This window comes from Actinoplanes derwentensis (assembly GCF_900104725.1).
GTDB classification, from domain to species: Bacteria; Actinomycetota; Actinomycetes; order Mycobacteriales; family Micromonosporaceae; genus Actinoplanes; species Actinoplanes derwentensis.
The window spans coordinates 2,375,305-2,395,532 of record NZ_LT629758.1; the positions used below are offsets into that span (position 1 = coordinate 2,375,305).

23 protein-coding genes and 1 pseudogene are annotated in these 20,228 nt (G+C 69.1%); 14 read left to right on the plus strand and 10 right to left on the minus strand.

Annotated elements, in window-relative coordinates; genetic code table 11:
- Positions 1-3: 3 nt before the first annotated feature.
- Positions 4-1,044: an XRE family transcriptional regulator gene (locus tag BLU81_RS11090; protein WP_231954756.1), complete on the minus strand. Its 1,041-nt coding sequence runs from the start codon at positions 1,042-1,044 to the stop codon at positions 4-6.
- A 367-nt stretch (positions 1,045-1,411) separates the two neighbouring features.
- On the opposite strand from BLU81_RS11090, the gene BLU81_RS47875 reads away from it, so the two are divergent.
- The 9 genes from BLU81_RS47875 (at position 1,412) to BLU81_RS47885 (ending at position 8,773) form a co-directional block, all read left to right on the plus strand.
- Complete coding sequence (locus BLU81_RS47875) at positions 1,412-1,645, plus strand: hypothetical protein (RefSeq protein WP_157751471.1); 234 nt, start codon at positions 1,412-1,414, stop codon at positions 1,643-1,645.
- A 96-nt stretch (positions 1,646-1,741) separates the two neighbouring features.
- Complete coding sequence (locus BLU81_RS11095; RefSeq protein WP_157751472.1) at positions 1,742-2,224, plus strand: GNAT family N-acetyltransferase; 483 nt, start codon at positions 1,742-1,744, stop codon at positions 2,222-2,224.
- Positions 2,225-2,240: 16 nt separating this feature from the next.
- Positions 2,241-3,398: a M50 family metallopeptidase gene (locus BLU81_RS11100; RefSeq protein ID WP_092556907.1), complete on the plus strand. Its 1,158-nt coding sequence runs from the start codon at positions 2,241-2,243 to the stop codon at positions 3,396-3,398.
- Positions 3,395-3,919: a GNAT family N-acetyltransferase gene (locus tag BLU81_RS11105; RefSeq protein ID WP_092544041.1), complete on the plus strand. Its 525-nt coding sequence runs from the start codon at positions 3,395-3,397 to the stop codon at positions 3,917-3,919. Before BLU81_RS11100 ends, BLU81_RS11105 begins: the two co-directional genes overlap by 4 nt.
- 8 nt (positions 3,920-3,927) lie before the next feature.
- Complete coding sequence (locus BLU81_RS11110) at positions 3,928-4,506, plus strand: IS607 family transposase (protein WP_092556909.1); 579 nt, start codon at positions 3,928-3,930, stop codon at positions 4,504-4,506.
- Complete coding sequence (gene tnpB, locus BLU81_RS11115) at positions 4,503-5,882, plus strand: IS607 family element RNA-guided endonuclease TnpB (protein ID WP_092544043.1); 1,380 nt, start codon at positions 4,503-4,505, stop codon at positions 5,880-5,882. Before BLU81_RS11110 ends, tnpB begins: the two co-directional genes overlap by 4 nt.
- 9 nt (positions 5,883-5,891) lie before the next feature.
- On the plus strand, positions 5,892-6,074 hold the full coding sequence (locus BLU81_RS49590) for a hypothetical protein (protein WP_092544045.1): 183 nt from the start codon (positions 5,892-5,894) through the stop codon (positions 6,072-6,074).
- Positions 6,075-6,142: 68 nt separating this feature from the next.
- Positions 6,143-7,546, plus strand: coding sequence for a HEAT repeat domain-containing protein (locus BLU81_RS11125; RefSeq protein WP_092544047.1), 1,404 nt, complete (start codon positions 6,143-6,145; stop codon positions 7,544-7,546).
- Positions 7,547-7,894: 348 nt separating this feature from the next.
- Complete coding sequence (locus BLU81_RS47885) at positions 7,895-8,773, plus strand: hypothetical protein (RefSeq protein ID WP_172890528.1); 879 nt, start codon at positions 7,895-7,897, stop codon at positions 8,771-8,773.
- A gap of 3 nt (positions 8,774-8,776) precedes the next feature.
- Here BLU81_RS47885 and BLU81_RS11135 read toward each other — a convergent pair whose 3' ends face one another.
- Both BLU81_RS11135 and BLU81_RS52035 read right to left on the minus strand, forming a co-directional pair.
- The gene (locus BLU81_RS11135) at positions 8,777-9,847 is read right to left on the minus strand and encodes an alkene reductase (protein WP_092544051.1); all 1,071 of its coding nucleotides are present in this window, start codon (positions 9,845-9,847) and stop codon (positions 8,777-8,779) included.
- A 10-nt stretch (positions 9,848-9,857) separates the two neighbouring features.
- Positions 9,858-10,465: pseudogene (locus BLU81_RS52035) on the minus strand (MmyB family transcriptional regulator).
- Positions 10,466-10,507: 42 nt separating this feature from the next.
- Here BLU81_RS52035 and BLU81_RS11145 point away from each other — a divergent pair.
- Positions 10,508-11,302: an NAD-dependent epimerase/dehydratase family protein gene (locus BLU81_RS11145; RefSeq protein WP_197686188.1), complete on the plus strand. Its 795-nt coding sequence runs from the start codon at positions 10,508-10,510 to the stop codon at positions 11,300-11,302.
- Positions 11,303-11,342: 40 nt separating this feature from the next.
- Positions 11,343-12,014 carry a sensor domain-containing protein gene (locus tag BLU81_RS11150; protein WP_092544055.1) on the plus strand — a complete coding sequence of 224 codons (672 nt, stop codon included), beginning with the start codon at positions 11,343-11,345 and terminating at the stop codon, positions 12,012-12,014.
- A 4-nt stretch (positions 12,015-12,018) separates the two neighbouring features.
- On the opposite strand, the gene BLU81_RS11155 is transcribed toward BLU81_RS11150, so the two are convergent.
- The 3 genes from BLU81_RS11155 to BLU81_RS11165 all read right to left on the minus strand — a co-directional run bounded on the left by BLU81_RS11155 (position 12,019) and on the right by BLU81_RS11165 (position 14,370).
- Positions 12,019-12,459 carry a hypothetical protein gene (locus BLU81_RS11155; protein ID WP_092556911.1) on the minus strand — a complete coding sequence of 147 codons (441 nt, stop codon included), beginning with the start codon at positions 12,457-12,459 and terminating at the stop codon, positions 12,019-12,021.
- Positions 12,460-12,468: 9 nt separating this feature from the next.
- Positions 12,469-13,260, minus strand: a complete 792-nt coding sequence (locus BLU81_RS11160) for a class I SAM-dependent methyltransferase (protein WP_231954405.1) — start codon at positions 13,258-13,260, stop codon at positions 12,469-12,471.
- 267 nt (positions 13,261-13,527) lie between these two features.
- Complete coding sequence (locus BLU81_RS11165) at positions 13,528-14,370, minus strand: transposase family protein (RefSeq protein ID WP_172890509.1); 843 nt, start codon at positions 14,368-14,370, stop codon at positions 13,528-13,530.
- A gap of 271 nt (positions 14,371-14,641) precedes the next feature.
- On the opposite strand from BLU81_RS11165, the gene BLU81_RS11170 reads away from it, so the two are divergent.
- Together BLU81_RS11170 and BLU81_RS11175 are read left to right on the plus strand one after the other, a co-directional pair.
- A complete protein-coding gene (locus BLU81_RS11170) occupies positions 14,642-15,205 on the plus strand; it encodes a DUF4760 domain-containing protein (protein WP_092544057.1) in 564 nt (187 codons plus the stop codon).
- Between the two features lie 54 nt (positions 15,206-15,259).
- On the plus strand, positions 15,260-16,051 hold the full coding sequence (locus BLU81_RS11175) for an aminoglycoside N(3)-acetyltransferase (RefSeq protein ID WP_092544059.1): 792 nt from the start codon (positions 15,260-15,262) through the stop codon (positions 16,049-16,051).
- A gap of 3 nt (positions 16,052-16,054) precedes the next feature.
- Here the strand turns inward: BLU81_RS11175 and BLU81_RS11180 are convergent, their stop codons facing one another.
- Both BLU81_RS11180 and BLU81_RS51490 read right to left on the minus strand, forming a co-directional pair.
- The gene (locus BLU81_RS11180; RefSeq protein ID WP_092556915.1) at positions 16,055-16,702 is read right to left on the minus strand and encodes a response regulator; all 648 of its coding nucleotides are present in this window, start codon (positions 16,700-16,702) and stop codon (positions 16,055-16,057) included.
- Complete coding sequence (locus tag BLU81_RS51490; protein WP_092556917.1) at positions 16,699-17,904, minus strand: sensor histidine kinase; 1,206 nt, start codon at positions 17,902-17,904, stop codon at positions 16,699-16,701. Before BLU81_RS51490 ends, BLU81_RS11180 begins: the two co-directional genes overlap by 4 nt.
- A gap of 90 nt (positions 17,905-17,994) precedes the next feature.
- Between BLU81_RS51490 and BLU81_RS11190 the strand changes: the two genes are divergently transcribed.
- The gene (locus tag BLU81_RS11190) at positions 17,995-19,098 is read left to right on the plus strand and encodes a DUF418 domain-containing protein (RefSeq protein WP_197686189.1); all 1,104 of its coding nucleotides are present in this window, start codon (positions 17,995-17,997) and stop codon (positions 19,096-19,098) included.
- Here BLU81_RS11190 and BLU81_RS11195 read toward each other — a convergent pair.
- A complete protein-coding gene (locus BLU81_RS11195) occupies positions 19,095-19,841 on the minus strand; it encodes a hypothetical protein (protein ID WP_157751474.1) in 747 nt (248 codons plus the stop codon). The genes BLU81_RS11190 and BLU81_RS11195 overlap by 4 nt on opposite strands.
- 87 nt (positions 19,842-19,928) lie before the next feature.
- Entirely contained in the window at positions 19,929-20,105 is a 177-nt protein-coding gene (locus BLU81_RS47890) for a hypothetical protein (RefSeq protein ID WP_157751475.1), read from the minus strand.
- Between the last annotated feature and the right edge of the window lie 123 nt (positions 20,106-20,228).

Genomic DNA, 20,228 nt, shown 5'->3' on the forward strand with positions numbered 1-20,228 from the left:
CGGTCAGTCCTGCGCCAGGGCGTGCAGCACGGTGCCCGGTGCGGTCCAGTCGGGGGTGACGGCGATACCGTTCAGCACCTGGACGCGAAACAGCAGGCTGAAGGCATCGCCGGTGAAGGTCTGCGCCAGGAAGTCGGCGTTCTTCTCGCGGAAGATGTCATGAGTGAGGGTGCGCACGGCACCGTAGACGCCGCTACCGAACATACCGTTGCATACGGTTATGGTGCGCTCCCGGTTGAGGGGGTTGGGCGCTCGGAAGAAATGGCCGACGTCCTGGATCAGGACATGGGTGTCTTCGCGGATGTCGAACTCGGGTGAGAACGACAGCGACTCCGTCTCGGTAACGACCTGGAAGCAGCCGCGACTCGGGTCGTCGTCGGCGGACAGTTGTGTCACCGGGACGGGTGTCAGCCGCAGGGCGTTCGAGGTGGCCTTGTTCCAGTCGACTCCGCCGAGCAGCACCAGGTGGGCGGTCCAATCCGTTTCAGTCATCTCGCGAGCGCTGACGTAGCCGACGTCGAGGTCCGGGTTGACCGCGCGGAGGTGGCCGTGCAGTTCGAAGAGCGAGTCGAGGTCGGCCAGCCGGGACAGTTTCGCGACGTCCGGGTCCGGGATCGACGGCCAGGCCTCGTTCTCCGGCTCGGAGCAGACGATCAGGATCGGGCCCTCTTTGTAGTGCCAGGGCCCGCGGCCGACGATACTCATCGGGTTCGCCGGATAGCCGGTGGCCGCGTCGGCGACGGCGGCCGCGCGCAGGGCGAACAGTTCGTCGCGCAGCAGGGCCCGGGTGGCACTCTCCTCGCCTGTCAGTTCCTGTTCGGCGACGAGCCGGTAGGGACGGGACTCGATCGAACGCCGGGAGCTGAAGAAGGTCAGGATGGCGTTGAGCCGGTCCTCGGGCGGTGGCGCCGGGCTGGTGCTGCTCTCCCAGGAGGAGATCAGCTGGACGCTGGCTCGTTTCCGCCCGCTGAGCGCTTCGGCCAGCTCCGCCTGGGTGACCGAGACATCCGGCCACCACGACTTGCGCAACTCGCGCAGACGCACGGCCAAGGCTCGTGATGCTGCAGCGACAGGCACTCCCGCACCTCCAGAAAACTTCACTTTACTACAGCATCAGCGCGGCTGGCGAGGCGCCGGTTGCACCGTAGCAGCCTGCCATCGTGATCGTCAGGGCACGTGAGTGAATCGGTGACCCACTTCCTCACGTTCCACCTTTATGCATTCGTTGCAAACATGGACTACAGCAACTTACAGTCTAGATACAGGTACTCCAGGTGGATCTTTTTGAGGTCGGCTGTGAGGGGGCGCCCATGCGATGAGACAGCGAAGCGCCTCCTGCCGTTGCCCCGGCTGGAAGCGCTGCTGGAACAGGGCGGCCCGCTGACGACTGACGCAGAAAGGCCCACCCCTCATGAGCACCATAGTCCCGGCGAGTACTCATGCCATCCCCTCATTTGCCGATGGCGCCTACATGCACGACATCGCCATCGCCCTGGCCGCCGCGACTCCCCTGATCGTCGCCTGGCTGTTCGTGTACGCCACCTTCAAGATCATCCGACTGGTGACCCGGGCGACCACCGTCGCACTCGGCATCACCACGGCACTCGTCGCCGCCTTCGTGATGATCGGCCACCTCCACCGCTGACGACGTCCGCGCTGCTGCCATCCATCGACAGCAGCGCCACGTAGCGGCACGATCACCGGAGGCAGAGCAACCCGGAGGCCATCGGTGGGTGACGACGTGTCGATACGTACAGCCTCGGACGAGGACGTCCGCGAACTCGTCGAGGACCGGCACGACCGGCACCACTTCCTGGAACATCTCGGCAACCAGCGGGGCATCCTGCTGTTCGCGCTGCGCGGCGAGGCCCTGATCGGTCACGTCTTCCTGCGGACCGGCCCGGCCGAGGAACCGGAACTCCGCGACGGCCTGCCCCGGGTTCCGTTGCTGCAGCATCTGAAGGTGACGGCGGAACACCGGGGCCGGGGCATCGCGCAGCGGCTGCTGGCCGAGGCCGAGAACCGGCTGCGGGCGCTGCAGCACCGCCGGGTCGCCCTCGGTGTGCATCCGGACAACCAGCGGGCCATCCGGCTCTACCGGTGGACCGGCTTCGCCGCCTGGCGTGACGAGCCGATCATCACCGACCGCATCGACGTGGCCGAGGACGGGACCACCGTGCGTACCGCCGAACTGTGTCTGGTGTTCGTCAAAAGCCTCGGCTGATTTGTACGATCAGCGCGTGCTGGCCTATCTCACGGGTGTCGTGCTGTTCGTCGTCGGGCTGTGCCTGTCGTTGTCGATTCACGAGGCGGGGCATCTGCTGACCGCCCGGGCGTTCGGGTTGCGGGTGCGGCGTTTCTTCGTGGGGCGCGGGCCGACCGTGTTCTCGTTCCGGCGCGGCCACACCGAGTACGGGCTGAAAGCCCTGCCGATCGGCGGCTTCTGCGAGATCGCCGGCATGACCACCCTGGACGACCTGACACCGGACGAGAACGCGCGGGCGATGTGGCGTCAGCCCTGGTGGAAACGGACCGCGGTGATGGCCGCCGGGCCGCTCACGCACGTGCTGCTGGCCGCGGCGATCCTCTACGCGATGGCGGTCAGCACCGGCCTGCCGAACCTGAACCCGGCCACCGAACCGGTCCTGTCCGCCACCTCCTGCGTCGGCGCGGTCTGCCCGGCCGCCGACGCCGGCCTGCGTCCCGGGGACCGGATCACGGCCGTCGCCGGGACCACCACCCCACTCTGGGCTGATGTGCTGACCGCCGTGCGGGCGGCCGGCGGGCCGACCGCGGTGACCGTGCGGCGAGGAGCCGAGACTCTCACCCTGACGGTGGACGTGGCCCGGGTGACCCACCCCGGCACCACACGAGAGGTCGGCATGATCGGTGCCACGGCCACCCCGCCCCCGGCGTACCAGAAATTCGGTCCTGGCGAAGCCGCCGGCGCGACCGTCACCTTCACCGGCGAACTGCTGCACCGGGCCACCACCCAGCTGATCGCCTTCCCGCAGCGCATCCCGGCACTGCTCGCGACGATCGGGGGCGCCGAACGCACCGCCGACACCCCGATCAGCATGGTCGGAGCGACCCGGCTCGGCGGCGAGGCGGCCGAACGGGGCCTGTGGGAGGTGTTCCTGCTGCTGATGGCCAGCCTCAACCTGTTCATGGCGGTGTTCAACCTGTTGCCGCTGCTGCCACTGGACGGCGGACACCTCATGGTCATCTGGTACGAGCGCCTGCGCGACACCGTCCGCCGTCTGCGCGGCCGCCCGGCGGTGGGCCCGATCGACTTCACCCGGCTGTACCCGGTGACGATGACACTGGTCCTGATCGGCGGCGCGATCATGCTGCTCACCATCACCGCCGACGTGGTCAACCCGGTCCGGCTGTCATGACCCTTCACGATCATTGGCCGCTGTACGGGCTGACCCTCACGACCCCACGGCTGCACCTGCGCATCCCCCGTGAGGACGAACTGGCCACGCTGGCCGCAATCGCCGCCGCGGGTGTGCACCGGCTGGGCGAGCGCCCGTTCCTGACCCCGTGGACCGAGGGCTCCCCCGCCGACCGGGCCCGATCGGTGCTGCGCGGGCACTGGCACCGGCTCGCCACCTGGGATCCGCGGTCCTGGGAACTGGGCCTCGCGGTGTTCGCCGACGGCGCTCCGATCGGGATGGTCGCGCTGCGCGCCCGGGACTTCCCGGTCGTACGGCAGGTCGGCACCTGGTCCTGGCTGGGCCTGCCGTACCACGGCCGGGGCTACGGCACCGAGGCCCGGACGGCGCTGCTCACCCTGGCCTTCGACCATCTCGGTGCCACCGCCGCGCTGACCGAGGTCTTCCCGGACAACCACGCGTCGCAGGGTAAGCAACTGCTGGCATCTCGGTCGTCATTAGTGCTCAATAGTCGGCTATAGTGGACATCGTGAACTTGAAGGAATGGGCAGCGGCCACGGGAGTCTCGTACGCGACGGCACGTCGGCGTTACGAGTCCGGGACGATGCCTGTTCCCGCGTACCGCCTCGGCCGCCTCATCATGGTCGGCGAGCCGGTCACCGCGACGGCGGCCGGGGCCGGGCAGACCGTGGTGTACGCCCGGGTGTCGTCGGCCGATCAGAAGGCGGACCTGGACCGGCAGGTGGCCCGGGTGACCATGTGGGCCACCGGGCGCAAGCTCGGTGTGGACCGGGTGGTGACCGAGGTCGGGTCGGCGCTCAACGGTCACCGTAAGGAGTTTCTTGCCTTGCTGCGTGATCCGGCCGTGTCGACGATCGTGGTCGAGCACCGCGACCGGTTCGCCCGCTTCGGTGCCGAGTACGTAGAGGCCGCGCTGACCGCACAGGGCCGACGCCTGATGGTGGTTGATCCGGCTGAGGTGGATGACGACCTGGTCCGCGACGTGACCGAGATCCTGACCTCGTTGTGCGCCCGCCTGTACGGCCGTCGTGCTGCCGCGAACCGCGCCCGCCGGGCTGTCGAGGCCGCGACCGGGGACCCCGTGTGAAGACGATCCAGGCGTACCGGTTCGCCCTTGATCTCACCCCGGTCCAGGAACGCGACGTGCTCGCGCATGCCGGAGCAGCCCGTGTCGCCCACAACTGGGCACTTGCCCGGGTCAAGGCCGTCATGGGTCAGCGCACCGCCGAACGCTCGTACGGTGTGCCGGACGAGCTGCTCACGCCGTCGCTGTCGTGGTCGCTGGCCGGGCTGCGTAAGGCGTGGAACGCCGCGAAGCCCGGGGTTGCGCCGTGGTGGGGCGAGGTGTCCAAGGAGGCGTTCAATACCGGCCTGGACGCCCTGGCCCGCGCGCTGAGGAACTGGGCCGACTCCCGCACGGGCAAACGCGCCGGCAGGCCGGTCGGGTTCCCCCGGTTCAAGTCCCGCCGCCGCACCACACCATCGGTGCGGTTCACGACCGGGGCGATCCGTATCGAGCCGGACCGGATGCATGTCGTGCTCCCGAGGCTGGGCCGCCTGAAGCTGCACGAGTCCGCCCGTAAGCTGGCCCGCCGCGTGGACGACGGCACGGCGCGGATCATGTCCGCCACGGTGCGCCGCGACGGCAGGCGGTGGCATGTCTCGTTCACCGCCGAGGTCGAACGCACCGAACGTACCCCCGCCCGGCCCGGCAGCGTGGTCGGTGTGGACGTCGGGATCAAGCACCTCGCCGTGCTGTCCACCGGGGAGCTGGTCGACAACCCTCGGCACCTGGCCGCCGCGCGGCAGCGGATGCGGGCACTCGGCCGGGCACTGTCACGCAAGACCGGCCCCGACCGCCGCACCGGGCGACGGGCCTCGAAACGCTGGGAACGCACTGCCGCCCGGCTCGGCCGCACGCACGCCCGCGTGGCGAACCTTCGCCGGGACGGGCTGCACAAGCTGACCACCCGCCTGGCCACCACGTACGCCACGGTCGTGGTGGAAGACCTCAACGTCACCGGCATGCTGGCAAACCGCAGGCTCGCCCGGCACATCGCCGACGCCGGGTTCGCGGATATCCGCCGTCAGCTCGCTTACAAAACCTCATGGAACGGCGGCCGGCTGCTAGTGGCCGACCGCTGGTATCCGTCCTCGAAGACATGCTCAGACTGCGGCACGGTGAAAACCAAGCTGGCCCTGTCTGAACGCGAGTTCAACTGTGAAGCGTGCGGCCTGGTCATCGACCGCGACCGCAACGCCGCACTCAACCTGGCCGCTCTCGCGGCCGAGTTCGACACCGCCGGGAGTGGCCCGGTGGCAGCACGTGGAGCCAACCAGAAGACCCGCGCACGCGGGCAGGTGGCCGTGAAACGTGAATCCGGCACCACGCCCGTGGGTCAGACCGGGACCGTCCCGCCGCAAGGCAGGACTATCGATCGTGTGCTCACTAAAGCGCACTGAAAGGTAACGGTGTCGCGGAGACTGGGCTACGAACCGGACGGTGTCTCGGTCGACGCCCGCGGCGATGAAGCCCTGACCTCCGACCGGCTGCGCCTGAGCGTGGATCGCTGGAACAGCCGCCCGTCCCCGCTGCCCGTGACGGTCACCGGCCTGACCGACTGCCGTCCAGACTGGCTTGTCGACGGTCGCTGAGCTGCGCGGATCCGAAAATGTCGGAGGGTGGCGATAGGTTCCGGGGCGTGTTGGAGAAGCTTTCACAAGTGCCATGGGCCCGGCTGGGGCACGCATACGGTTCGGCGTCCGACGTTCCGGATCAGATCCGGGCGCTGCGATCCGGCGACGCCGCGGTCCGCGAGGCCGCCCGGCGGGCACTCAACGGCAACATCTTCCATCAGGGTACGCGGTATGAGGCCAGCGCCTTCGCCGTGCCGTTCCTGCTGGAGCTGCTCGCCGACCCGGTCACGCCGGAGCGGGCCGACCTGCTGGCGCTGCTGACGTCACTGGCGATCGGCGTCGACGAGTCGTGGCTGCCGGGCCCGTTCCCGGTCGCGTCCTATCGGGAGCAGGCGGCCGGCGGTGAGCCGATCCTGCGGGCCGCGCCGCTGCCGTCCTACGACGACGACAGCGTCTTCCGCTATGTGGAGGCGCTCGATGATCGCGGCCGGGAGAGCATGTTCGCGTTCATCGAGCTGAGCGCGTACGACGCGGTCCGCACCGGCGTGCCCCTCTTCCGCGACCTGCTGTCCGCCGGGGAGCCACGCCTGCGGGTCGCCGCCGCCTACGCTCTCGCCTGGTTCCCCGAGGACGCCAGCGCCATCCGTCCCGCACTGATCGCCGGCACATCCGACCCGAACCCCGCGGTCGCCGCGACGGCCCTGGTCTCCTTGGGCCTGCTCATCGCCCCCACCTCCACATCGACCGACCTCGCAACGGCGGACGTGACCCTGGTCGCTGCCACCCGGACGCCGGCCGACACCACGGAGACGACCCTCGCCCGTTTCACCCGGTCCTCGCCCTGTACCGCTGAACCGAACCCCGACCCTGCCACACAGGCAATCCCGGCTCGTCTTGACCGGACGGAAGTCGTCCCAGCTGGGACGACGGTGGTAGCAGTCGCGTTCGGCGCGGCCGGTGACGATGGCGCGGCGATCATCCGGGCTGCCCTCGGTGACGGCCGGGAGCTGGTGCGATGGGGTGCGGCGGTGGCTCTGGCCGGGCTCGACGGCCCGGCCACCGGGCGGGCGGTCGCGGAGGAGCTGTTGAAATGGGCCGGGCGAAGTGGGTCCCGGGTTCCGGAGGTGCCCTTTCTCGACGGTGACCTGTCCGGCCTGGCGGGGCTGGCGCTGCGGCAGCTCGGTGACGAGCACGCGGACGCGGCGTTCGAGGCGCTGCTGGTGCGGATTCCGGCGGTGAGCGGCCCCGACGCACTGCCGGTGGTGGGTGAGGCGCTGCGCCGGGCCTTTCCCGGCGGGCGCGTCGGGGAGACGGCGTGTTTCGCCGACCTGGACCAGCTCCAGCAACGGCTGTTGAGGAAGCTGGCGGAATCCCCCACCACCTGGCAGTGGGGTGAGTCCGGGCTGTTCGCCAACTTCACCCTGCTGGTGAACGCCTACGGCCTGCCGAGAAACGCGGAGGACATGCGTGCTTTCGTCACCACGAACTGAGGGCCGTTCAGGAGGCAGACTTCGCCGGGTTGACCGGCACCGCTGCGACCTCTGTCGCCGCGGTCGGGGCGCGCGGCCGTGACGATCCCGGGGCCGGCCGGCAGCGATCCGCTGGCCGGAAACGAACGCGATCGGTCGCGGGCCGGCGGGCGCGGGCGGTTCGGGGCCGTGTCTTTGTGGGCTTTCGACAGTTAGAGGGGAGAAAAACGCGACGAAAGTCACATAACGTGCAGGACGAGAGGACGCGCCGTGGCGGATGATTCTGTCGGGCTTGCGGAAAGTGCTGATTCGCGACAGCAGACGTTTCGCCTTCTTCGGGACCACCCCTATTGGACGGCTATCGGTGGGGTGGCGACGGTTGCCGGGGTGGCGGTCTCCCTCTACTTCGGCGTCAACCCCACGCCCCCGTCGACGGCCGAGATCATCCCGGCGGCCCCGGATCAGCTCACCGGGTGTGGCTTTCAAGGCAGCAACAATCAGGTGGGCGACCTGAACTGTGGTTCCACGTTCACCGTGAACGTCCCGGAAGCCGGGTCGAAGACGGCGGCCGTGGTAGCGGCCCAGGCGAAGGCGCAGGCGCGGGCCCAAGCGCAGGCGCGGGCCCAAGCGCAGGGGAACGCGCATGGGCAGACCCAAGCGCTGAGGGTGATCGGTGGGCCAGCGAACGGACCAACAGGCGGGACGGGAGAAGGACCAGCAGGAACACCGGCTGGCGGGCCGGCAACGGGCCATGTCCCGGCCCGGTACCCCGATCCCGTCGGCACCACGCCGGTGCAGACGCGGACCCCGGCACCGGTGCAGGAACCGGCACGGACGCCCACGTCGGTGGCGACCCGGATTCCGGGCGGGCCGTCGGTGGAGATCGTCGCCGTGCCGCAGCGGGTGCTGTTGAACAGTCTGATCGGGACGCCGGAGCCGAGGCCCTTGTTCGTCGAGGTTCAGGGCGACGGCCGCCTGACGACCAGGCTGGGTCAGAATCCGGCTGATTTCCAGGTAGAGAAGGCGCAGTTGTCGCCGCTGAACGGGTCTTTCGTGGCCGAGGCGGGTGCCGGGCGCAGCTGTGCGCGGGCCACCTTTCATCAGCAGTCGTTCCCGTTCCAGCCGGGCTTCCCCGCGGGGCTGTGTTTCAAGAACCGGCTCGGTGACCTCTTCTACCTCGAGGTGGTGCCGACCCGTGACGGGGCGGCCCGGCCGTACCCGTACACGGTCAAGGCCTTCCGGGGTTGATGGTCAGCCGGCCAGCGTCGGGTAGTCGGTGTAGCCGCGATGGTCGCCGCCGAAGAACGACGGCTTGTCCGGTGTGTTGTAGGGGCCACCGGCGGCGAGGCGGGCCGGCAGGTCCGGGTTGGCCAGGAACAGCGCCCCGAACGACACCAGGTCGGCGGTGCCGTCGGCGATCAGTGCGAGGGCGTCGGGGCCGGTGATGCCGGGGTAGGTGGCCGGGTTCAGCACGAACGTGCCGGGCCAGGCGGCGCGCAGTCGGCGGGTCAGGGCCCGGTCGGGGCTTTCGACCAGGTGCAGGTAGGCCAGTCCGAGCGGGGCCAGACCGGCGAGCAGGGCCGCGTACAGCTCGTCCGTACCGTCTTCGGTGATGTCGTTGTAGGGGTTGGCCGGGGAGATCCGGAAGCCGGTGCGGTGGCCGCCGATCGCGGCGGCGACGGCGGCCGCGACTTCGACGCCGAACCGGATCCGGCCTTCGACGGTGGCGCCCCAGCCGTCGGTGCGCCGGTTGGCGTTGGCGGCCAGGAACTGGTGCACCAGGTAACCGTTGGCGCCGTGGATCTCCGCCCCGTCGAACCCGGCGGCGATCGCGTTGCGGGCGGCGGTGGCGAAGTCGGCGATGGTCGCGGCGATCTGCGGCTCGGTCAGCTCCCGTGGGGTCTCGAACTCCTGCAGGCCGTCGGCGGTGTAGAGCTTGCCGGCCGGTTTGACCGCGGACGGGCCGACCGGGTGCAGGCCGTCGGGCAGCACTCTGGGATGCCCGATCCGGCCGGTGTGCATGAGCTGCGCGAAGATCACCCCGCCGGCGGCGTGGACGGCGTCGGTGACCGTGCGCCACGCCTGCACCTGCTCGGCGGTGTGCAGGCCGGGGGTGCTGGTGTAGCCCTGCCCGGCAGGTGACGGCTGGGTGCCCTCGGTGATGATCAGCCCGGCGCCGGCACGCTGGGCGTAGTAGGTGGCCATCAGCTCGGTCGCGGTGGCGCCCGGCCCGTACGCGCGGCTGCGTGTCATCGGGGCCATCGCGATGCGGTTGGCCAGTGCGGTGCCGGCGAGGTCGTACGAGTCGAATGCGTCAGCCATGAACCCGAACCTAGTTCGCGACTTTTACACCGGTGTCACAAGATCGAGTGACCTGCCGCCACTCGTGAGTGGCCGCGGCGAGCAGCACCAGTTTCTCGGCGGCATCCGTTCCGGCATCCGGGTGATAGATCACCAGCATCATCCCGTCGGTCCCGCTGACCAGTAGTTTCTCCCGATTGAGGACCAGTTCGCCGACCTGCGGATGCTGGAACGCGACGACCGCACCGGACCGGGTGCGCACGTCGTGGCGCGCCCACAACCGCCGGAAAACGGGCTGGCCAGTGACAACTCGCCGACCAGTTCGATGCAGCGCGGATCGCCGGTGTCGGTGCCGACCGAATCCCGGAATCCGGCGACCAGCGCGGCGGCGGCCCGTTCCCAGTCGGGGAACATCGCCTGTTCGGCCGGGTCGAGGAACACGTCCCGCAGCCGGTTGCCGCCGGTCACCAGACGCGGCGACAACGCCCCGGCCAGGGGGTTGGCGGCCAGCACGTCCAGGTAGCGGCCTTCGACGAAAGCCGGCAGCGGCAGGGCCCGCAGGAGTTTCGCGGTCCCGGACGGAACGTTCTCCCGCCGGGGCCGCCGGGCCCGTCGGCGCTGCGGCGCGGCCAAACCCATCAGGTACGCCGTTCCACCGCCCCCGACGACCGCGCCGAGTACGTGCGCGCCGACCTGCTCGACGACGCCGGATGGGCCGCCGCCGCCGACGGCTGCGACTACGTCCTGCACGTCGCCTCCCCGGTGCACCCCGGCCACGTCGCCGACGAGAACGACCTGATCGTCCCAGCTGTGGAAGGGACACTGCGGGTACTGCGGGCCGCCCGGGACGCCGGTGTCAAGCGGGTCGTGCTGACATCGGCGTTCCACACGGTCGGTTTCGGTCACCCGCACACCGGTCACACGTTCACCGAGGACGACTGGTCGGTGATGCACGGCCCGGGAATGGACGCCTACGGCCGCAGCAAGGTTCTCGCCGAACGCGCCGCCTGGGACTTCCCCGGCGTGGAACTGACCGTGCTGCTGCCGGTGGCGGTGATGGGCCCCGCCTTCGGCGGCAAGGTGTCCGGCGCCAACCACATCGTGCAGCGCATGATCACCGGCCAGATGACCGGATTCCCGGACATGTACGTCCCGATCGTCGACGTCCGCGACGTGGCGGCCGCTCACGTGACGGCCATGACCGCACCCGGCGCGGCCGGCGAACGTGTCCTGCTCGCGAACGGCCAGCCGCTGTCGATGGCGCAGATCGCGGCCGTGCTCCAGGTCGAGGGCCGCCGCGTCCCGGACCTCCTGGTCCGGCTCGCCGCCCTGGTCAAACCGGAGTTCCGGTCGGTCGCCGGGGAACTCGGCCACGTCAAGAAGATCTCCGGCGCCAAAGCCCGCCGCGTCCTGGGCTGGCAGCCCCGCCCCGCCGAGGAGGCGATCCTGGCCGCCGCCGCATCCATGAAACGATGAACACCGATTCCGCTCGCTGAGCGGTGAACGGGGAGAAATCGTGCGGCTCGGGATACTGGTACTGACGATGGCCCTACTGACCGGCTGCGGATCCGGCAGCGACGACCGCGGGACCACCCTGCAACCACCCGCACCCACCGCGGAGAGCATCGTCGACCGGGTCTTCGGCGACGATCAGGTCCAGAACGCGCTCCTGACCGTCGCCGACCTCCCGACCGGCTGGAGTGTCAAACCCCGCGAGAGCCGGGCCCCGCGCGACGACTCCGACGAGTACGCGGAATGCTCGGAGTTCGCCGCCGCCCTCATCGAATACGACGACCTCTCCCACGGCGGTGTGGACTTCACCGCACCCAGCGGCGCCACCGTCAACCAGGGCGTCCTGTCCGTGACCGAACCCAAGGCCCGGAGTTTCCTCGCCGACTTCGCCACCGCCGTCACGAAATGCCCGAAAATGACCGGCACCACCCGCGGCGGCCACAGCATCACCATGTACCTGACCGCACTGTCGTTCCCGAAACTCGCCGACGAGACCTTCGCCCTGCGAATGTCCACGACAGCGTCCACCCAGACCATCACCATGGACCTGGTGATGGTCCGCCGCGCCGGCGTCATCACCGGCGTCGTTCAGACCACGATCGGCACCGTCGACACCACCACCACCGAGGACATCGCCCGGCGCGCCCTCGCCAAAGTGGAGAAGACGCTGATCTGAGCGGTCAGCGACGGCCGGTGGCCAGAGCCACCAGGAACTGGCCACCACCCGGCTCGACACTCGCGGTCACCGGCAGCCCCGGCACCAGCCGCGAGAACCGGTCCACCAGCCAGTCCGCCGCCTCCTGCGCGTCGTTCTTGCGCGGGCACCGGGCCACCAGCTCACGACCACCCTTACGGTCGAGACGCTCGGCCACGGTGATCAGCGGAGCCGGCTCGATCACGTTCAACCGGTCCGGCCACGCGATCACCACCTTCACCGCACCCTTACGGGAGTTGCAGGACCGGTGCGCGAGCCGCTCCACGATCTTCGCCTTACGATCGGCGGTCCGCGCGTCCACACTCGGACCACGAGCATCGTTCACCGACGCGTCCGGGTCGACCTTCTCGTCGCACACCCAGCAACGCCAGCCGTCGCGCTCACCCACATCATCAAGAAGACTCACCCGCACAACCTACCGAATCACCCGGAACCGGCTGCACCGCGTCACATACGGCATGACGATCCGATCCCCGAAACCCTGCCGGTCGAGCAGTTCGGTGACATCGTCGAGGATCTCCCGCCGCTCCGGCTCGGGCAGCACGATCACATAGCTGCGCGACGACACCATGTCCAGCAGGTCCCGCCGCGACAGCGTGTGCCGCCAGCGGATCTCGGTACGCTCCGCCGGCCCGAACGGCACCCCCAGAACCGGCGCGGTGTCGATCTCCTGCCGCGTGTGCCGATGCAACACGTCATCCAGCCGCGCCACCCACGGCTCCTCATGATCCCGGACATTCCACACCAGGCTCACCGTGCCACCCGGCCGCAGCACCCGCGCCACCTCCGGCACGGCCCGCACCGGATCCACCCAATGCCACGCCTGCGCACACACCACCGCGTCCACCGAGGCATCCGGAAGCGGAACCTGCTCCCCCGTACCAGCAAGGATCTCCGCACCGACCGCGATCTGCGCCCGCATCTGCGCGGACGGCTCCACCGCGACCACCTCCAACCCGGCCCCCACCAGCAACTCGGTGAACTTCCCGGTCCCCGCCCCCAGATCCAGCACCCGCCGAGCCGCCCGCGGCACCACCCATTGGACCGCCGACACCGGATAGGTAGGCCGCCCCCGGTGATAGGCCCCCGCCGCACTCCCGAACGACGCCGCGTGCACCGACTTCGACCACCGCCGCGTCGCCCCTTGCCGCGTCATCCCACACGCCTGCCCGATCTCGTCCCAGCTCGCGGCCCGCTCAGCCCGCAACCGCCCGACGATCCGATTCCGCTCCGCCTCCCACTCCCGAATCCCCCCGGTAAGCCGCCGCAATTCACCCAGACCGTCATCCCCCACACCTACCATCACCGCAACATATGTTGCCTTTCAAAAGATTTCAACCCGCGTTCCGGTACGCCACACAGGCCCCCACCGCACCACCCCTCCCGCACCCACCCCGCGAGGCCCGCCCCCTCCAGGCCACCCCGCGCCCGCCGGGCCGAATGCGATGGCCACCGCAAACCCACTGAACTGATCTCAGCAAGATCCGGTTAGGTATTTGTATTCGAAATGGGTCAGGTGCAGCGCGGCGGCGACGACATCGCCGGTGCGGCGTGGGCTTATCGTGGTGCGGCGCAGGGCTTTCCAGCGTCCGACGAGGATCGCGAAGCCGCGTTCGCCCTGCCAGCGCAGACCGCGTAGGAGCCGGTTGTAGGCGCGGTTGTCGACGGCGAGGGGTTTACCGTCGGCCGGTTGCTTGATTGGGGTTTTGATGCCCTGACCAGTGCTTTCGTAGCCGGAGTCGGCCAAGGCCGGCAGGTCGAGTTCGGCGGCGGACCAGTTCAGGGCGGCGGTGACGCCGAGGTCGCGGGCGCAGCTGGTGTCGTGCAGATGCCCCGGCATCGCCGCCGATGTCCAGATCGGCAGTCCGTCCGGGCGCATGATCGCCTGAATGTTCGCGCCGAAGTCGCGGTGCTTTCCGGAGAACCAGGCGTCGATCGTCTTTCCCTTGACCGACAGGGTGGTCTCGGTCAGCCGGTCGCAGTCGAACAGTTTGCCGTCGAGGATGACGTACGACCAGCCGTCGGCGGCGACCCGCTTCAGAGCGGTGTGCAGGTCCTGTGCCTGGGCGGCGAGCACCGCGATGCCCTCGTCGCGGTAGCGGTACGCGGTCGCCCGGGAGACCCCGAAACCGGCGCCCAGCAGTGTCAGGTCTTCCTGCTTACGGAACCAGACGAGTACGAGTAACGCCTGGTAGAAGCAGGTCAGCGCACGTGTCTTCTTCCGCGTGCCACGGGCGCGGCGCTCGGCATGGAGCAACCGCGCCACGTACTGCACCAGTTCCCTCGGGACGTCGACCATGGCACGATAAGCCAGCACGTGGAGCCCTCTCGAAGACGTGGATCTGTCGCAAGACCTGTCTATCGATGGCTCCACGTCTTTTTCGAGGACCGTCCGAAACTACCTATTCACCCGTGTCATCCCGAATCGGCTTCAATTCCTTGCTGAGATCAGTTCACTGAGAATCTCAACAACAACTCCATCAACCTCGAACATCGCGAATTGCAAAGAATGCGAACTCCGAGCCGAGCGATAAATGACCATGAAATACCAAGTCGCCCCCGTTGCCAGGCGGTGACACATTGAATTCATGGAAGTGCAGATTCTCCTTGCCGTCATCGCCGTCGCGGTATCACTGGCGGCACTCACCGTCTCCACGCTGGTGTCACTGCGCCAGCTCCGATCGATGCAGACCGCCAACCACGTGCCATTCGCCATCGAGATGCTCACCCGCGACTTCGGCCACCGCGAATTCCAGCGCCTCGAACGACTCACCCTGGACCAACTGCCCCAGCACGACCCCAACGGCGGTGTCTCCGGACTACCCGAACCACTGCAATCACAATGCCGTCAGGTCATCAACTTCTACGACTCGATCGGCATCATGGTCTGCGACGGCGCCATCCGGGAAGAACTCGTACTAGCCACGATCAACTACCGGCTCAGACGCATCTGGAACATCGCCGGACCATTCATCCGGGCAGAACGCGAACACCACCGGAAAGGACCCTTCCTGGACTTCCTCGAACACATCACCGCCCGAGCCCACGACACGGACCCGTCCGAAATCGCCCACCGACTTGGCCTCCACAAAATGCCCACCGACACATCGACGGCAACACCCCAGGAAACCCGCGACACCGAAAACCCATGACATACCGCCCCGGCACAGATCACGCCGCAATCAGCGGCGGCGCACACTGTCCCGGTGACACAAGACCTGCCACACACCACCGCCACCCTCGCCACCGACCTGCGCAACCTCGGCCTGACCGGCGGCGACGTCGTCCTCGTGCACTCCGCGGTCGCCGCCATCGGATTCGTCGCCGGGCACGTCCAAGCCGTCGCCGAAGCCCTCCTCACCGTCCTCGGACCCCACGGCACCCTCATCGTGCCGACCCACACCCCGAACAACACCGACCCCGCCACCTGGGAACGCCCACCCGTCCCCGAAACCTGGTGGCCCGTGATCCGCGAACAATCCCCCGGCTTCGACCCACAACGCACCCCCAGCCGCTGGATGGGAGCCCTCTCCGAAACCATCCGCACCTGGCCCGGAACCCTGCGCAGCACCCACCCGGAAACCTCGTTCGCCGCCATCGGCCCCCTCGCCGCCACCATCACCGCCGACCACCCCCTGCACGACGGACTCGGCGACCGCTCACCCCTCGGCGCCCTCTACCGCGCCGACGGCAAAGTCCTGCTCCTCGGCTGCGACCACGCCAACAACACCTCGCTACACCTCGCCGAATGCCGCCAACCCGACCCACCGGCCGAACCCCACGGCGCCGCCGTCCGCAACCCCGACGGCACCAGCACCTGGCACACCTGGACATCCCCGGTCGCCGACGAAACCGACTTCGACGACATCGGCCGCGCCTACGAGAAAACCGGCCCCGTCACCACCGGCCGCGTCGGCAACGCCACAACCCGCCTGATGCCCCAACGCGCCCTGGTCGACTTCGCCACCACCTGGATCACCCAGAACCGCACCACCTGACACTCACCCCGCCAGCCCGGCCTCCCGGGCCAGCAACCCGGCCTGCGTCCGGTTCGCACAGTCCAACTTCACCAGCAACCGTGACACATGCCCCTTCACCGTCGCCTCGGTGACACCGATCCGCACCCCGATCCCCGCGTTCGGCAACCCCTCACCCAAACAGGTCAACACCTCGACCTCCCGCTGCGTCAACCCACCCAGCGACTGCCGCGCCCGGCTCCGGCCGGCCTCCTCCCGCCCCGCCGCGGCCACCAGCCCACGAGTCGCCTCCGCCGACAACACCGTGTGCCCATCGGCCGCCACCCGCACCAGCCCGATCAGATCCTCCGGCCGCGTCGACTTCACCAGAAACCCGGCCGCCCCCGCCCGCAACGCCCGCAACACATACTCATCCGCGTCGAAAGTGGTCAGCACCACCACCGCCGGCCGATGCACCAGACCAGCGATCCGCCCAAGCGCCGCCAGCCCGTCCACCCCCGGCATCCGCAGATCCAACAACACCACATCCGGCCGATGCCGAATGACCGCCTCCACCGCCTCAGCCCCGTCGAACGCCTGCCCCACCACCCGAATATCCGAAGCCGCACCCAGAATCGTCCGCAGATGAGCACAGACCATCGGCTCGTCGTCCACCACCACAACCCGGATCACCGGCCACACACCACAACCGGAACCACCAACGGCAACGTCACCGCCACCTGAAACCCACCCCCGGGCCGCACACCACAATCCAGCTCACCGTGCACCAACTCCACCCGCTGCCGCAGCCCGATCAACCCACTGCCCGACCCCGCCCCGGCCAGCACCCGATCAACACCGGCAACCGGCCCGCTGTCGGTCACCCACACCCGCACCCGATCAGCGCTCCACTCCACCTCCACCAGCACCGACGCCCCCGGAGCATGCTTGCGCACATTCGTCAGCGCCTCCTGAACCACCCGGTAGGCAGTCCGCCCCACCACCGGCGCCACCACCACCGGATCCCCCCGCACCGCCACCTCCACCGCCACCCCCACCGACCGCGACTCCGCCACCAACTCCGACAGATCCGGCAACACCACCGGCAACGGCTCCCGCCGCACCGGCTCCTGCTCCTGCTCCCCCGCCGGCGACCGCAACACCCCGACCAGTTCCCGCAACTCCTCCAACGCCTGACAACCCGACGCCCGCAACTCCTCCGCCGCCCGCCGCGTCGCCCCGTCCGAAGCCGACACCCCCAGCGCACCCGCCTGCAACACCATCAACGTCACCCGATGCGTCACCACGTCATGCATCTCCCGCGCCAACCGCGCCCGCTCCTGCGCACGCGCCTGCCCCGCGAGCAGAAACCGCTCCCGCTCGGCCCGCTCGGCCCGCTCCGCCAGCGCCGACAGCAACCGCCGCCGGCTCGCCGACCACAACCCGAACAACGCCGGCATCACCGTCATCACCAGCCCCAGCGTCACCACCGTCACATGCGGCTGCCACAGCCGCACCGCCAACAACGTGACCAGGGCGAACAACACCCACCCGAGACGGGTACGCCGCCCGTACACGATGGTCGCGTAGATCGCGAAAGCACTGCCGATCGGCGTCACCACCCACACCGGCTCGACATCCGCCGGCCAGAGGTAACCCGGCACCACCACCTGCGGCACCCACTGCAGCAACGCCACCACACCGAGAGCCCCGAGCAACAGCTCCGGCACCTGCCGCCGCCACACCAGAGCGACCTGCACCAGCGCCTGCACCACCAGCAGCACCCGGCTGTAGCCGTCGTCGAGATGCCAATGCCGGACCACCACGATCGTGTCGACCGCCGCCACCGTCACCGCCAGCACCACATCGAACACAACCTGACGAGAACGCGGCATGACCACACCGTAATACCCACTACTTTCGTCGCTGCCGCACCGACCTTCCGGGCTGTCCACCGGCCACCGCCACCGGATGAGATGGCCGCCATGACCACCACCCACCGGATCCCAGTCCTCGACGTACTCCGCGGAACAGCCATCCTCGGCACCCTCGGCACCAACATCTGGATCTTCACCGACCCCCGAGGACCATCCGGATCACTGATCACCGACACCGCCGGAGTCACCGAAACCCTGCTGCGCACCCTCAGCAACGGCAAGTTCCTCGCCCTGCTCACCCTCCTGTTCGGCATCGGACTGGAACTCCAATACCGCTCCGCCCGCCGACGCGGCCACCGATGGCCCGGCTGGTACCTGTGGCGAGCCGTACTCCTACTCGCCGAAGGAGCACTGCACTACCTACTGATCTTCGAATGGGACGTCCTGATGGCGTACGCCCTGGTCTCGATCCTCGTCGCCGGCATCGTGGGCCGCAGCGACCGCGCGGTCCGCACCTGCATGGCCGCCGCCGCACTCCTGCACCTGACACTCATCGGCCTGCTGACCCTGGCCGGCGTCGACGGCGGCGACACGACCGGCCGATACCCGAGCGGCTACGCCGAACAGGTCACCGGCCGCATCCACGACTTCTGGATCTACCGCTCCGAATCCATCCTGATCATCCCGCTCACCGTCCTGCTGTTCCTGGCCGGTTCCCGCCTGCTGCGCGCCGGAGTCCTCACCACCGACCCGGCCGGCACCCGGCTGCGCCGCCACCTGACCATCACCGGCCTGGGCGTCGGCGTCCCCCTGAACCTGCTCACCGCGTTCGGCGGCCCCCGCTGGTTCTTCGTCGACCGCTACGTGTGCGCACCCCTGGTCGCCCTCGGCCTGCTCGCCGCCCTGACCAGCCTGCTGATGAGAACCTCCGGCAGCCCCCGCCTCGCCGCCGTCGGCCGCACCGCCCTGTCCTGCTATGTCCTGCAGAACCTGATCTGCGCGATCCTCTGCTACGGCTGGGGCCTCGGCCTCGCCGGCCGCTTCGCCGACCTGCGCCCCTGGTGGCCACCGCTGGCCTGGGCCGCGGTGTCGGCGCTACTGATCACGGCAGCCGGCTGGTGGCTGCGCCGCTTCGACCGCGGCCCCCTCGAAACGGCCTGGCACTGGGCCTGGCGACTCCCCCAGCGCACCCCCACACCGGCAAACCCTTAAATCCACCACCCGTTGCCGTACGGGATCCAACGGTCACCAAAAGCCCCGTTGAGTAGGTGCAACGCAACGGTGATCAGCACCCCCAGCAGAACCCCGGTGGCCAGCCCGATGAGCCAGCCGTCCCGCCGCGGCTCCCGAGCCGGCGGCCGAGCAGCCCACGGACGGTCCCGCAGCGTCCAGAACAGCAGCCCCAGCCCGTACGGCATGGTGAACACGATCCAGAACCAGTACCACTTCGTGCCGAGCACCGGCTCCGGCCCCACCAGCAGCACGAGAAGGACCAGCATCGTGAGGAAGAACCCGATCCCACCGACGAGTCCGCCGAGCACGCTGATGTCGCCGTACCGCTGCTCGATGCCAGCGGCCTGCAGGTCCTGCGCGAGCCCGATCGCCCCCGGACCGTCGTAGACCGTCGCGTCCACGGCACCGGTGGCCATCACCTGGTCGAAGTCCCCCGAGTCGATCCAGTGCACCCGCCCGTCCCCGGTGCGCCAGCCGAACAGCGGCCCGAGCGGGTTCGACGAGTACAACGTGTCGTCGGCGAACCAGCGCCGCGTGTCGCCGCCACCCCAGCGGTCACCCCACTGAAAGGCGACCACCTGCCGCCCGGCGATGTCGGCCCGAGCCTGCTCGTAGGTGGACGGCCGGGGCGCGGTCCACCAGCTCACCGCCGCGGCCACCGCCCAGCACCCGATCACCAGCACCCGAAACGCGGCCCACCAGCGCCACCTCGGTCTTCCCATATCGCGGAGGCTACCCAGCCGCCGCCAGCGCCACGGTTTCCGGGTCACACCCTCCAAGGCATCCTAGGAGGGTGGGTAGCTGCCCGGTCAGGCGGCCGGGGACGGGTCGGAGTCGCCGAAGGCGTCGAGGATGCGGCCGGCGGCCCGGTTCCGGCGTTCGTCGCGGGACCAGAACGTGGTGGCCGCCGCGATCATGACCAGGAGCGATTTCGTGACGGGCCAGATGACGAAAGCAATTCCGATCATGGTGACGTGCTCGAACACGGCTACTCCTCGGGCGATTCGTGTCATCGTTATGGGGATATGACGACGATGACCCGCGGATTGGTGCTCGCGCGTATTAGCTGACCAGATCCAGGTCCGCTTCCACGAGGTCGTACATCGCTT

Coding starts and splice junctions, on each gene's coding strand:
- BLU81_RS47875 (WP_157751471.1), top strand. CDS start 1,412: ATGAGCACCATAGTCCCGGCGAGTACTCATGCCATCCCCTCATTTGCC.
- BLU81_RS11105 (WP_092544041.1), top strand. CDS start 3,395: ATGACCCTTCACGATCATTGGCCGCTGTACGGGCTGACCCTCACGACC.
- BLU81_RS11135 (WP_092544051.1), bottom strand. CDS start 9,847: ATGGCTGACGCATTCGACTCGTACGACCTCGCCGGCACCGCACTGGCC.
- BLU81_RS11170 (WP_092544057.1), top strand. CDS start 14,642: ATGGAAGTGCAGATTCTCCTTGCCGTCATCGCCGTCGCGGTATCACTG.
- BLU81_RS51490 (WP_092556917.1), bottom strand. CDS start 17,904: ATGCCGCGTTCTCGTCAGGTTGTGTTCGATGTGGTGCTGGCGGTGACG.
- BLU81_RS11190 (WP_197686189.1), top strand. CDS start 17,995: ATGACCACCACCCACCGGATCCCAGTCCTCGACGTACTCCGCGGAACA.
- BLU81_RS11195 (WP_157751474.1), bottom strand. CDS start 19,841: ATGGGAAGACCGAGGTGGCGCTGGTGGGCCGCGTTTCGGGTGCTGGTG.